A 12,944-nucleotide genomic window follows, 5' to 3' on the forward strand; every position below is an offset into this window, starting at 1 on the left:
ATTGTATTAATATAAATTATACACCAAAACAAGGAACTTACATAATATACTTATTATAATAATAAAAAAAGCGCCTTAGCGCTTTTGATGTATAAATATATGGGGGATTTTCTGCTTAAGCAGGCTACATTTATATTATTTACATAAATGATAAATTTATACAGTGGAATAAAATATTTTTATTTTATTAATATAACTAACAATGCTTATTAGTTGAATATATTTATCAACAGTGCTATCATAAGAAAAAGAAAGTATTTTTATAGAGGTGATGATAATGAAGGTATCATATAGAGCTTTTGGTTGTTCTGAAGTAGAAGTAAGGGTTATATATTTACTTGAAAATAAGCTTACTTTACCTAAGGAAGAACTAAATAAAAACATATCTTATGCACAAGGCAGAAACTTATTTAATGGAAAAAATGGTGAGTTATATACTTTTACAATGGATTTAATGGGAAACTATCAAACTGTTGTATTAGTAGGATTAGGAAAAGAAGAAGAATTAAATCTTGATAAAATTAGAAAGGCAACTGCTAAGGCAATAAGAAAAGCAAAGGAATTAAAGGCAAATAAAGTATTTTTAAGACTTCCAGTTAATAATAAATTAACTGTTGAAGAAATGGCTAAAAATGCTACAATAGCTGCTCACTTAGCTGATTATACTTTTAATAAGTATAAAACAGATAAGGAAAAAGAAAATGATATTGTGGTATCAATAGGAGTACATGGATTAAAAGAAGCAAGTTCTGAAGTTCTTGAAGCTATTGAAGAAGGAAATGCAATAGGCAAGGGAATAATTTTAGCTAGAGATTTAGTTAATGAGCCTGCAAATGTTATTTATCCTGAAACCTTAGCCCAAGCAGCTATTGATGCTGGTAAAGAAAATGGTTTTGAAGTAGAAGTTTATGGGCTTGAAAAAATTAAGGAATTAAAAATGGAAGCTTTCTATAGTGTAGCTAAAGCTTCTGAAAAAGAACCTAAACTTATAGTTATGAGATATTTTGGAAATCCTGAAGGAAAGGGAGAAATTTTAGGTCTTGTAGGAAAGGGCCTAACTTATGACTCTGGCGGATATTCACTTAAACCAACTTCTGGAATGGTTGATATGAAGTCAGATATGGGCGGAGCAGCATCAGTTATAGGTGCAATGTCTATTATTTCAAGACAAAAATTAAAAATTAATGCTGTTGGTGTAATAGCAGCCTGTGAAAATATGATTTCTGGCAGTGCATATAAACCTGGAGATATAATAGGAAGTATGGCAGGAAAAACTATTGAAATAAGAAATACAGATGCTGAAGGAAGATTAACTTTAGTAGATGCAGTGACATATATTATAGAAAAGGAAAATGCTAGTGAAGTTATTGACTTAGCAACATTAACAGGTGCTGCTTTAGTTGCTCTTGGAGATACTACAACAGCAGTTGTTACAAATAATGATAAGTTCTATGGAGAACTTAAAGAAGTATCATCTTATACTGGAGAAAAGTTCTGGCAGCTTCCATCTTTTGATGAATATAAAGAAATGGTAAAATCAGAAATTGCTGATCTAAATAATAGTCCGGGAAGAAATGCTGGCACTATAACAGCAGGCTTATTTATAGGAGAATTTGTTAAAGATAAACCATGGTTACATTTAGATATAGCTGGAACAGCTTGGGCAGATAAGAAAACAGATTTAACTATAAAAGGTGGTACAGGAAGTCCAGTTTATACATTGTATGAATTGGTTAAGAAAAAAAGTAAATAATAATCCGTTTTTTTTATCTTGACAGAAATTAAAACTGATTGTAGAATGTAGAATAAAAAAGCTATGATTGGGAAGAGTAAATTCATCAAGGTCAAAAGAGAGAGAAGTTCACCGGCTGAAAGACTTCTTTGATACAATGGATTGAAAACCACCCAGGAGCTCAGTTCTGAAATTTAGTAGGAATATGCGTGTGGTAAGCGTTAATACCAATTTGCTGTAATAGGTGGATACGAGATTTACACTCGTCCTTTTTAGGATGAGTGTTTTTTTATACAAAATAATAATTATCAGAAAATAAGCAATAATCAAAAAAGGGGGCTAATATGAATAATATTATTGTTGTAAAATTTGGGGGCAGCTCCTTAGCAAATGGAGCTCAATTTAAAAAAGTAAAAGAAATAATATCTGAAGATGAAAGGAGAAGATTTATTATACCATCTGCGCCTGGCAAACGGAATGGCAAGGATCATAAGGTAACAGACCTTCTATATATGTGCCATCAACTTGCATCTCATGGTCTTAATTTTGAAGAAGTATTTAAAATAATAAAGGATAGATATGTAGAAATATGCAGGGAACTTAGTCTAGAAATAGATATTGAGAGTTATTTAAATGAAATTAAAAATAATATAAGAGATGGTGCATCTAGGGATTATACAGCTAGCAGAGGTGAGTACCTAAATGGAATTATTCTTGCAAATTATTTGGGGTTTAAGTTTATTGATGCAAAAGAAATAATTTCCTTTAATAATGATGGTACTTTCAATGAAATTGATACAGAAAGAAAGGTTAGAGAAGGTCTTAAAGATATAGATTATGCAGTTATTCCAGGTTTTTATGGCTCTAAAGAAAATAATGAAATAGTAACTTTTTCAAGGGGAGGGTCAGATATTACTGGATCAATTATAGCTAATGGGGTAAAAGCTGATAAATATGAAAATTGGACAGATGTTTCAGGTTTTTTAGTGGCTGATCCTAATATAGTAAAAGATCCTAATCCTATGGAAGTTGTGACATATAAAGAGCTAAGGGAACTATCTTATATGGGAGCATCTGTACTTCATGAGGAGGCAATTTTTCCAGTTAGAAAATATGGTATTCCGATAAATATAAGAAATACTAATAGACCAGGAGATAAAGGAACCATGATAGTCAATGATGCAACACCAGTAAATTCTAAAGGAATTACAGGAATATCAGGGAAAAAGGATTTTACAGTAATATCTATCGAAAAAACATTAATGACTTCAGAAAAAGACTTTTTTAGAAAGGTTATATCTGTATTCGAAACAAATGATATATCAATTGAGCATATGCCTTCAAGTATAGATTCTATTTCTGTGGTAGTTCCTGCTTCTGAAATAAGTTCTAAATTAAAAAAGGTAATAGAAGAAATTCGCATCTTATGTAATCCTGATAATATAGAAACTTATCCAGATATGGCTTTAATAGCTGTAGTAGGGAGGGGAATGATTAGAACAAAGGGGATTTCGGCTAAGATATTTACATCTTTAGGAAAGGCTGAAATTAATACCAGAATGATAATTCAAGGATCTAGTGAACTAAATATAATCATTGGTGTAGAAAATGACGATTTTGAAAAAGCAATAGAAGCAATTTATAAGGTGTTTTATTAAAAGTGAAAAAGCATAAATAGGAGGGTGCAGTATGGTTAATATAGGTTTATTAGGTCTTGGAACAGTAGGTACAGGAATAGTAGAAATAATAAATAATAGAAAAGATCAACTAAAGAATATAGTTGGAAAGGATATTAATGTTAAGAAAATTCTTGTCAGAAATTTAAATAAGGAGAGAGGACTTGATCTTGAAGAAGGCATTTTGACTACTGACTTTAATGAAATTTTAAGGGATAAAGAAATAAGTATTATAGTCGAAGTTACTGGGGATTTAGAATGCAGCTATGAATATATTACTGAAGCTTTAAAGGCAGGGAAGAATGTTGTTACAGCCAATAAGGCAGTAGTATCTAAATATTTTGAAGAACTTTCGTCTTTAGCTAGTGAAAAAAATCTTGCCTTTTTATATGAGGGAAGTGTTGGGGGTGGAATACCTGTAATAAAAGCTTTAAAAGAACAGCTTTCCCTTAATGAAATATTAGAAGTACAAGGTATTCTTAATGGAACTTGTAATTATATCCTAACAAGAATGATAGATGAAGGTAAAAGTTATGATGAAGTTTTAAAAATTGCTCAGGAATTGGGATATGCTGAAGCGGACCCTACAGCTGACGTAGAAGGGCATGATACTTTAAGAAAGCTTAGAATATTAGCGACCCTGTCATTACAAGGGAAGATTACTGAAGAAGATATAATTCTTAATGGAATAAGTTCAATTAAATCTTTTGATATAAATAATATAAAATCTATGGATTCTACTATAAAATTAATTGGGGAAGCAAAAGTTTGCGAAGATGGCTTTACTGCAGTAGTGCAGCCAGTCATAGTTAAAAATAGCAACTATTTTGCTAATGTAAATATGGCTTTTAATTCTGTTGCTTTTAAAGGAGACAATATTGGGGAACTAAAATTTTATGGAGCTGGTGCTGGTAAGCTGGCTACTGCAAATGCAGTTTTAAGTGATGTGTTAGATATTATTTTAGATAGCTACAGAAAGGGAAATCCATTAGGAGAAAATAATTTGAAAAATAATAATGATAAATTAAAGGGAAATTATTATTTAAGGATTTCTACTCCAAATAAAGATATAATCAGTGTTCTAAGGGATATTTCAAACAAGATATTGAGTGAAGAAAGCAATATAGCAATAATAACAGAAGAAGTAGAAATAGCTAAAATAAATAATCTTATATCTTCATTAGGAATAGATAAAAAAGATTATTTCTTAGCAAGAATACTTCTTTAGAAGGGGGAGAGTTAAATGAGATATATAAGCACTAGAAATGAAGATATATCAGTAAGTCCTAGTCAGGCTATTATTCAGGGAATATCAAGGGATGGAGGACTTTTTGTCCCTCTTAATACTCCAAAGATATCCTTGGAGGAGTTAAAGGATTTAAATTATAAGGATCTTGCTTTTGAAATTATGAGTAAGTTTTTTACAGATTTTGAGGAAAGGGAGCTTAGGGAATGTATTAAAAAGGCCTACGATGATAAGTTTGATACAGAGCTTATAGCACCATTAGTAAAGCTTGGGGAAGATTATTGCCTTGAATTATATCATGGACCTACCTTAGCTTTTAAAGATATGGCCTTATCTATACTGCCATATTTATTAAAGCAGTCTTTAAAAATCAATGGAGAAAACAAAGAAGTAGTTATTCTTACTGCTACCTCAGGAGATACAGGAAAGGCTGCCTTAGAAGGATTTGCAAAGGTAGATGGGATAAAAATTATAGTATTTTTCCCAGAAGAAGGAGTAAGTAAAATTCAAAAGCTTCAAATGAGAACTCAAGAGGGAGAAAATACTTATGTTGTAGGTATAAATGGAAATTTTGATGATGCCCAAGGTGGAGTAAAAGCTATTTTTAATGATAAGGAGTTTGTAGAATTTTTAAATAAAAATAACTATATATTATCTTCAGCAAATTCTATAAATATAGGAAGGCTAATTCCACAAGTAGTTTATTATTTTTACAGCTACCTTTTACTAGTTAAGGATAATAAAATTCAACTAGGAGATAAAATTAACTTTGCAGTGCCTACAGGTAACTTTGGAAATATTCTTGCTGCATACTATGCAAAGAAAATGGGACTACCTATAAATAAGTTAATATGTGCTTCAAATGAAAATAAGGTTTTAACAGATTTCTTTGATACAGGAATATATGATAAAAGAAGAGAACTTATATTAACTAGTTCACCATCTATGGATATATTGATTTCAAGTAATCTTGAAAGGCTTCTTTATCATTTAGATGAGGAAAAGGAAAAGTTAACAGCCTTATGTATGGAGCAGTTATCAGATGTGGGATTTTATAAAATAGACAAGGATATATTAGGAGACTTTTATGCTGGATATTCTAGCGAAGAAGAAGTAGCAGATACTATAAAGAAGGTATATAAGAGATTTAATTATTTATTAGATACTCATACAGCAGTAGCCTATAATGTAAGTGAAAAGTATAAAAAAGAATATAAGGAAGAAGATATAGAAACAATTATTGTTTCTACTGCAAGCCCTTATAAATTCCCGGCCTCTGTTGCTTCCTCAATAGGTCTTGATATAAGAGATAGGGATGAATTTGAACTTATAGATATTTTATCTAAAGAGACTAATATAGCTATTCCTAAGGCTATAAAAAATCTTAAGGAGAAAAAAATAATTCATAATCATAATTGCAATAAGGAAGATATGAGAAGAATGATAGAAAAGTTTTTAAAAGTAGGTGGGAATAATGATTAAAATAAGAGTTCCAGCTACTAGTGCAAATTTAGGCCCTGGCTTTGATGCCGTAGGTATTGCATTGAATTTATATAATACTTTTACTTTTGAAGAGCTTCCTGAAGGCTTAGAAATTGTAGGTTGTGATGATGATTTTAATAATGAAAATAATCTAGTTTATTTGTCCATGAAAAAAACCCTTTCTAAAATGGATTGCAAACTAAGGGGAATTAAAATAACAATGGAGAATAATATTCCTGTTTCCAGGGGACTTGGAAGCAGTGCAGCCTGCATAGTAGCAGGGATATTAGGTGCTAATGAGTTGGCAGGAAAACCTTTATCAAAAGATGATTTATTAAAGATTGCAACAGAGATAGAGGGACATCCAGATAATGTTGCACCAGCATTGCTTGGAGGTTTAGTAACCTCAATAGTAGAGAGAGAAAATGTATTTTATAATAAAATACATGTGGCTAAGGGAATTAAATTTATTGCATTAATTCCTGAATTTACTCTATCTACTAGAGAGGCCAGAGGGGTTTTGCCGAGGGAAATATCTTTTAAAGATGCAGTATTTAATGTAGGTAGAGTAGCTTTATTAATTTCAGCTCTTTCTAATGGGAAATTTGATTTGTTGAAATATGGGCTAGAAGATAAGCTTCATCAAAACTATAGAAGTAAACTTATACCTGATTTTGATAAGCTAAAGAGTATCTGTGATAATAATAATGCTTTAGGCACCTTCATAAGCGGAGCAGGACCAACTATTATAACTATTGTAGATGAAAAAAATAAAGAATTTATATCTAACCTTAGTAAAGAATTAACTTTATTAAGTAATAATTGGTTAGTTAAGGAATTGGAAATAGATTTAGAAGGAGCAGTTGTATTAGGACAAGAATAATATAATAGATTAATAAAGGGCTGTCGTAAGGTTAATTGACTTATAAGGCGACAGCCTTTACTTTATTAGATTATAATTTTTTATTTTATCAAATAATATCTTAAACCAATATGTATAAGCTTCAGGATTTTTTTCTATATCTCTTTTAAGCTCTTCTATATTAACCCATTTATAATCTTCAACTTCATCTTTATTAGGAATAACATTACCATTGTATTTTCCAATAAAAACATGGTCAAATTCATGTTCAAAAAGTCCATCCTCAAATTCTACTTTATAAACAAAGCTGAAAGCCTCTTTAAGTTCGCAAATAAACCCCATTTCCTCCTTAAGTCTCCTATAAATTGCATCTTTTAATTTTTCACCAAACCTTGGGTGGCTGCAGCAGGTATTAGTCCAAAGTCTGGGAGAATGATATTTATTTAAAGCTCTTTTTTGTAGTAATAATTCATTATTAGAATTAAAGATTAATATAGAAAAGGCTCTATGTAAAATTCCATTATGATGAGCTTCCATTTTTTCGATAGGGCCTATTTCCTTATCCTCTTTATTTACAGCAGTTATAATTTCAGACACCTGTTTCACTCCCATTATAATTTATTAAATGTATGGAAAACTATAAGATCGTTTTAATATAATCAATTAATAAATTATTAATTGATTGTAATACTTATAAATATATTATATATAATAAATTATAAAATAAACCTTTATTAAAAATGTAGAGGAGATATGTTATGAAGAAAATAATTAGTATTATATTATTAGTCTTAATGATATTTATAGGATGTGAGAAGAAAATAGAAAAATCTATTGAAGTAGTAAGCAGAGAATATAGGGCAATATGGAGTGAAGATTATAATTTTGACACACCGATATTAATTGATAATTTATCTGACTTGAAAAATTTTATTGAAGAACATCCAGAGCAGTTTGCTAATGAGAATAAATTTTTAGAGGACTATAATGAAGAATTTTTTAAAAGTAAGTTAATATATATTTTTATAAAAAGTGAAAGCAGTGGTTCAAATAATATTAGTGCAAAGGGAGTTAAAATAGAGGGAGATAAATTAACTCTTATTATTAATAGGGAAGTTTCTGAAATTGGAACAGCTGATATGGCAGCTTGGATTTGCTTATTTGAAGTTAATAGAAGCGATATAAAGGATATAAAGACTGTAGGTTATGAAATAATAGAAAAAAATTAACTAGGCAGTATTGACAGTTAAATTAGTTGTTAATATAATACAAGTGACTATAATAATAAAATTTTAAGAAAGGGCAAGGTATTTGCAGAAATGAGAATGTAATCCACTATTAATAATTATTTAAAATTGAAATTTTAATAAGGTCTTAAGAGGGGCTTTATTGTTTCGCATTTTATTTAATTTGGAAGTGGATAGTATTTTTATAACTGTAGATAGTTTGTCATATTTTTATATTTATAGTCTATATAATTCTTATTGTGTATACTAGTTTTATGCATAATAGGCTTTCATTTGATATATAAAATTTGACATATAGATATATAGTTAGAATGCTATCCTCTCCAAATTAGAAGGAGGGGATTTTTTGTTATTAATTGAAGCAAATAATATAAAAAAGAGTTTTGCAGATAGACTAATATTAGATGTTGAAAGTTTAAAAATTTATTCTGAAGATAGAATAGGAATTGTAGGTGTAAATGGAGTTGGTAAAACCACACTAATTAATATTCTTTCTAAAAGGTTAGAAGCTGATGAAGGATATGTTAAGATATATAGCAATTATTCTTATATATCCCAATTAGAAGGACCGGAGTGTTTAAAAATAAGTAAAGAAATGGCTTCTAAATTTAATATAAGAGATACTTGGTATGACAATATGAGTGGGGGAGAAAAGACTAGATTTAAGCTTGCACAAGCATTAAGTGAAAATAGTCCGTTAGTATTTGCTGATGAACCAACAAGTAATATTGATATTGAAGGTATTGAGCTATTAGAAAGAAGCTTTCAAGAGTATAAGGGAGCTTTGGTTCTTATATCTCATGATAGAAGCTTTTTAGATAAGCTATGTAATAAGATTATAGAATTAGAAGGTGGAAAAATAAAAATATATAAGGGAAACTATAGTGATTATATTGAGCAAAAAGCTAAGGCAAGGGAAAGAGCTAAATTTGAGTATGAGGAATATATAAAAGAAAAAAAGAGGCTTCAGCAAGTAATTATAGATACTAAGCAAAAAATAAAAAGTATGAGGAAAACTCCAAAAAGAATGGGAAATTCGGAAGCTAGACTTCATAAGATGGGAAACCAAAAAGCAAAGGCAAATCTTGATAAGAATGTAAAGGCTGTTGAAAAAAGAATAGAACATCTTGAATCTAAGGAAAAGCCAAAGGAACAAGAGTTAATTAAATTAGATATTAAGGAATCAAACAAGCTTTTTAGCAAAATAGTAATAGAAGGAAAAAATATATCTAAAAGGTTTGGAGATAAAGTAATATTCAATGATACTGAATTTAGTATATTTAATGGTTCAAAGGTTGCTCTTATTGGTCCTAATGGCTGTGGTAAAAGTACTTTAATAAAAATGATAATGAATAATGAGGATTTTATAAATCTTTCAAAGGGAGCTAAGATAGGTTATTTTAGTCAAGATATGAGCATTTTAAATGATGATTTAACTATAATAGAAAATGTAATGGAAGAAAGTATTTATGATGAAACCTTTGCTAGAATACTTTTAGCTGGCTTATTTATAAAAAAAGAAGATATCTATAAAAAAGTAGGAGTATTAAGTGGGGGAGAGAAGGTTAAGGTATCCTTTGCGAAAATGCTGCTTAAGGACATAAACCTTCTTATCCTAGATGAACCTACAAATTACATTGATATAAATTCTCTTGAAGTGGTAGAAAAGGTTCTTAAGGATTATGAAGGAACAATATTATTTGTTTCCCATGATAGAAGGTTTATAGAAGCTGTTGCCGATACTATAATGACTATAGAAAATCATAAGATTAATATTTTTAGAGGAAACTATAAAGAATATCTAGCAAGTAAAAGGAAGGTCAAAAAAGATTCGAAGCAGGATATAAAAAATCAAATCTTCATATTACAAAATAGAATTACAGAAGTTATAGGAAGATTATCAATACCATCAAAAAATGATAATTTAGAAGAGTTAGATAAAGAATATAAAGAATTGCTTGCTAAATTGAAAGAATTAAAAAGTAAAGTGTAGAAGATAATTTTAAGGGAACAATAGTATATTTAATCTATTGCTCCCTTTATTTTTTAATACTAGGTATATTTTGTTAATAAAAATTAGAGTTTAAAATATAGGTAAGATTATATCTTAAATAATTTTATATTATTTTTAAAATCTATATTTTTATGTGAACATTTTAAATTGAAAATAATAAAAATTCTTTATATAGAGTAGCCTTAAGTATGCTTTCAGAAAAAGAAGACATAGAAGATGCAATTCAAAATACAATAATAAAGTCATATGAAGGAATAATTTATTTAAGGAAAAATGAATTCTTTAAAACATGGCTTATAAGAATATTGATAAATGAATGCAAACGAATAATAAAGAACAATAAGAGGATTATTCCTATAGAAGAAGTCAATTATAATAATCATTTACAATTGATATAAATAATTAAATGTAAAGAATTCATCTAATAAAATAGCAAATAAGTTAAAAATTTTGTTTTAGGTATTTTGCCATAAAATAAATTATAAAAATTTGAGATATAATACAAAACTTTACAAAAAAACAAGTTATTATATGATATTATTAATAAAAGGGTTAAAATATATTAGAATAGAGGTGGTTATATGTTTGAATATAAGTTTGTTGAAGTTCCATTAAAGGTTGGTTTTAAAGTTAAGGTGGGAGATACTTTTGAAGAATGTAAGGAAGTTATAAATAATGAAGTAAAAAATGGTTGGAGATTAAAACAGATTCTACTGCCACAAAGTGAGAAGGCTGGAGTTTATTCTCCTTACTGTTATCAAATAATTTTCGAAAAAGAAATAAAATAAGGTAAAATATAATATAGTAAAGGGGCTGTCGCATTAGCGGGTGAAAAAAACGCTAGCGACAGCTCCTATTTTTCAATAAAAAGAGAAGATTCGAATCTTTGCTGACAAAATAAAATTATTTCTTAAAAAAGGCGCACTTTAATAAGCCTAAGAAAAAAGACTTTTTTAAAATTAATTATGCAGTTTTCTTTATTTCAAATAAATGTTGTCCAGTTCGGCCTGCTTGGATTTTTCTATGAATTTTATTTATATTATGAGCCATTGCAAGCAATGTACTTTCGGCTAAAACATTTCTTTGTCCACGACACATGAACCTTCTAAAATTCATATCTTGTTTAACTTGCGCAAAGGAACCTTCTGCTTGAATACTCCTATTCATTCTTAGCAAGCAACCTTCATCACTAATTATTCTCTCTAAGTCTTCTTTTCTTTGACGATTAAATTTTTTTGAGGTTTCAAATTTTTTAGTTCTTTCTTCTAAAGGTGTTTTGCAATTATTTCCTTTAATGCATTTGCTTTTATATTTACAATCACTACAATCTTCACATGTATAAATTGTTTTTTCACTTTCATATCCTGTTTTTTGATTTTCTTAATTTTACGCCTTCCATTTTTAACTTTTTACCATTCTGACATATGAAAATATCATTTTCAGGATTATAATCCATATTTTCTATTTTACCAATATCATTTTTATATTTTCTCGTTTTTGATAATTCGTAGTTAGCAGGTTTAATAAATGCTATTTGATTATTATCTTCAATAAAAGAATAATTTTCTTCACTTTCATATCCAGCATCAGCAACAATTTTTAAGTATTTAAAATTTAAATGTTCCTCCATAGTTTTTAAAAATGGTATTAGAGTCGTTGTGTCTGTGGGCTGAGGCCCTACCGTAAGCCAAGTAATGTATTCTGAATCTACTCCATGTTGTACATTATAAGCAGGTTTAAGTTGTCCATTTTTCATAGCATCTTCCTTCATTCTCATAAATGTAGCATCAGTATCTGTTTTTGAATAGCTATTTCTATCACCGCAAGTGTACACTTTCTGATTATATTCTTTAAATTTTGAAAGATACTCTTCAAGTTTTTCTATAGACTTTTGTAGTGTAGTTTTTCTTTTACCACATCCGTGGACGAATTCTATACCTTCTGATCTCTTCAACTCATAAAGCTTTTTTTTAGCTTCTTCACATGTTTAATTTCTACTTTATCTTTATAAATTAATTTAATTCCATAAAGTTCTTCAGATTCTTTTACAAGGTCGGCTAATTTAATTAATAACTTTGCCATGTTTTTGTAACAGCTTTTTTCCAAACAAAAGTATATTTATTTGCACAAGCTTCTATTTTAGTACCATCAATAAATATGTTGTTACCTGATACTTCTCCTATTTTATAAAGAAAATTAGTCATTTCAGCTAAAATCTTTTCAGAACATGGGGCGAAATGTAAACTTCTAAACCTTGCAAATGTTGAGTGATCCGGAGCGGAAGCCCCTTCTAGTAAAAACATAAAATTTATATCTCTACGGCAAGCTAGCTCAATATCACGTGGAAGAATAAATTCCATTCATATAAGCGTATAGCATAATTTTCAGCATTTTCATGGGCGATACTTGATTTTCTCTTATTCTAAAATAAGTAGAATATAGCTCAGTCAAATCCATCTCCTCTACAAACTGGCTTAGTAATCGCACAGAATCATTACTTGGAATTATGCAATCAATATCAAAAGGAAGTTTTAGTTGATAAACCTTTTGATTTAAAGTATAATTTTTCGTAAGATTTTTTTTATAGGCATGAAAAATATTTTACCATAAATCCTAGACTTTTAAAGTCTGGGATTTATTTTTTTCATCAAAAAGGAGCTTCACACTAATTATTTAGTGCGACAG

General features: G+C 29.0%; 10 protein-coding genes and 1 pseudogene. 9 read left to right on the forward strand and 2 right to left on the reverse strand.

Translation table 11 applies throughout. From position 1 onward, the window contains the following. Nucleotides 1-277: 277 nt before the first annotated feature. From BEN51_RS00520 to thrB, 5 genes are all read left to right on the forward strand, one after another. On the forward strand, nucleotides 278-1,753 hold the full coding sequence (locus BEN51_RS00520; RefSeq protein ID WP_119864179.1) for a leucyl aminopeptidase: 1,476 nt from the start codon (nucleotides 278-280) through the stop codon (nucleotides 1,751-1,753). Nucleotides 1,754-2,076: 323 nt separating this feature from the next. After that, the gene (locus tag BEN51_RS00525; RefSeq protein ID WP_119864180.1) at nucleotides 2,077-3,390 is read left to right on the forward strand and encodes an aspartate kinase; all 1,314 of its coding nucleotides are present in this window, start codon (nucleotides 2,077-2,079) and stop codon (nucleotides 3,388-3,390) included. Between the two features lie 31 nt (nucleotides 3,391-3,421). Beyond that, nucleotides 3,422-4,636: a homoserine dehydrogenase gene (locus tag BEN51_RS00530; protein WP_119864181.1), complete on the forward strand. Its 1,215-nt coding sequence runs from the start codon at nucleotides 3,422-3,424 to the stop codon at nucleotides 4,634-4,636. A 15-nt stretch (nucleotides 4,637-4,651) separates the two neighbouring features. Then, a complete protein-coding gene (gene thrC, locus BEN51_RS00535; protein ID WP_119864182.1) occupies nucleotides 4,652-6,136 on the forward strand; it encodes a threonine synthase in 1,485 nt (494 codons plus the stop codon). Further along, nucleotides 6,129-7,019 (forward strand): homoserine kinase, encoded by an 891-nt coding sequence (thrB, locus tag BEN51_RS00540; RefSeq protein ID WP_119864183.1) that lies wholly within the window; start codon nucleotides 6,129-6,131, stop codon nucleotides 7,017-7,019. The genes thrC and thrB overlap by 8 nt, the downstream gene beginning before the upstream one ends. Before the next feature lie 57 nt (nucleotides 7,020-7,076). Here the strand turns inward: thrB and idi are convergent, their stop codons facing one another. Beyond that, nucleotides 7,077-7,595, reverse strand: coding sequence for an isopentenyl-diphosphate Delta-isomerase (gene idi / locus BEN51_RS00545; protein WP_119864184.1), 519 nt, complete (start codon nucleotides 7,593-7,595; stop codon nucleotides 7,077-7,079). A gap of 161 nt (nucleotides 7,596-7,756) precedes the next feature. Here idi and BEN51_RS00550 point away from each other — a divergent pair, with 161 nt between their 5' ends. The 4 genes from BEN51_RS00550 to BEN51_RS00565 all read left to right on the forward strand — a co-directional run bounded on the left by BEN51_RS00550 (nucleotide 7,757) and on the right by BEN51_RS00565 (nucleotide 11,047). Further along, nucleotides 7,757-8,227: a hypothetical protein gene (locus BEN51_RS00550; protein WP_119864185.1), complete on the forward strand. Its 471-nt coding sequence runs from the start codon at nucleotides 7,757-7,759 to the stop codon at nucleotides 8,225-8,227. Between the two features lie 364 nt (nucleotides 8,228-8,591). After that, nucleotides 8,592-10,238, forward strand: a complete 1,647-nt coding sequence (gene abc-f / locus BEN51_RS00555) for a ribosomal protection-like ABC-F family protein (protein WP_119864186.1) — start codon at nucleotides 8,592-8,594, stop codon at nucleotides 10,236-10,238. 167 nt (nucleotides 10,239-10,405) lie between these two features. After that, on the forward strand, nucleotides 10,406-10,657 hold the full coding sequence (locus tag BEN51_RS00560) for a sigma factor (protein ID WP_257789691.1): 252 nt from the start codon (nucleotides 10,406-10,408) through the stop codon (nucleotides 10,655-10,657). 183 nt (nucleotides 10,658-10,840) lie between these two features. Further along, a complete protein-coding gene (locus tag BEN51_RS00565; protein WP_119864188.1) occupies nucleotides 10,841-11,047 on the forward strand; it encodes a DUF4177 domain-containing protein in 207 nt (68 codons plus the stop codon). A gap of 175 nt (nucleotides 11,048-11,222) precedes the next feature. Here the strand turns inward: BEN51_RS00565 and BEN51_RS14175 are convergent. Continuing rightward, nucleotides 11,223-12,857 (reverse strand): annotated as a pseudogene (locus BEN51_RS14175) (IS1182 family transposase). Between the last annotated feature and the right edge of the window lie 87 nt (nucleotides 12,858-12,944).

The organism is Clostridium isatidis, from assembly GCF_002285495.1.
GTDB lineage: Bacteria > Bacillota > Clostridia > Clostridiales > Clostridiaceae > Clostridium > Clostridium isatidis.

Excerpts from the sequence above, each read along its gene's own strand:
- BEN51_RS00550 (WP_119864185.1), top strand. The coding sequence starts at position 7,757 with ATGAAGAAAATAATTAGTATTATATTATTAGTCTTAATGATATTTATA.
- BEN51_RS00525 (WP_119864180.1), top strand. The coding sequence starts at position 2,077 with ATGAATAATATTATTGTTGTAAAATTTGGGGGCAGCTCCTTAGCAAAT.
- BEN51_RS00520 (WP_119864179.1), top strand. The coding sequence starts at position 278 with ATGAAGGTATCATATAGAGCTTTTGGTTGTTCTGAAGTAGAAGTAAGG.
- BEN51_RS00565 (WP_119864188.1), top strand. The coding sequence starts at position 10,841 with ATGTTTGAATATAAGTTTGTTGAAGTTCCATTAAAGGTTGGTTTTAAA.
- BEN51_RS00530 (WP_119864181.1), top strand. The coding sequence starts at position 3,422 with ATGGTTAATATAGGTTTATTAGGTCTTGGAACAGTAGGTACAGGAATA.
- thrC (WP_119864182.1), top strand. The coding sequence starts at position 4,652 with ATGAGATATATAAGCACTAGAAATGAAGATATATCAGTAAGTCCTAGT.
- thrB (WP_119864183.1), top strand. The coding sequence starts at position 6,129 with ATGATTAAAATAAGAGTTCCAGCTACTAGTGCAAATTTAGGCCCTGGC.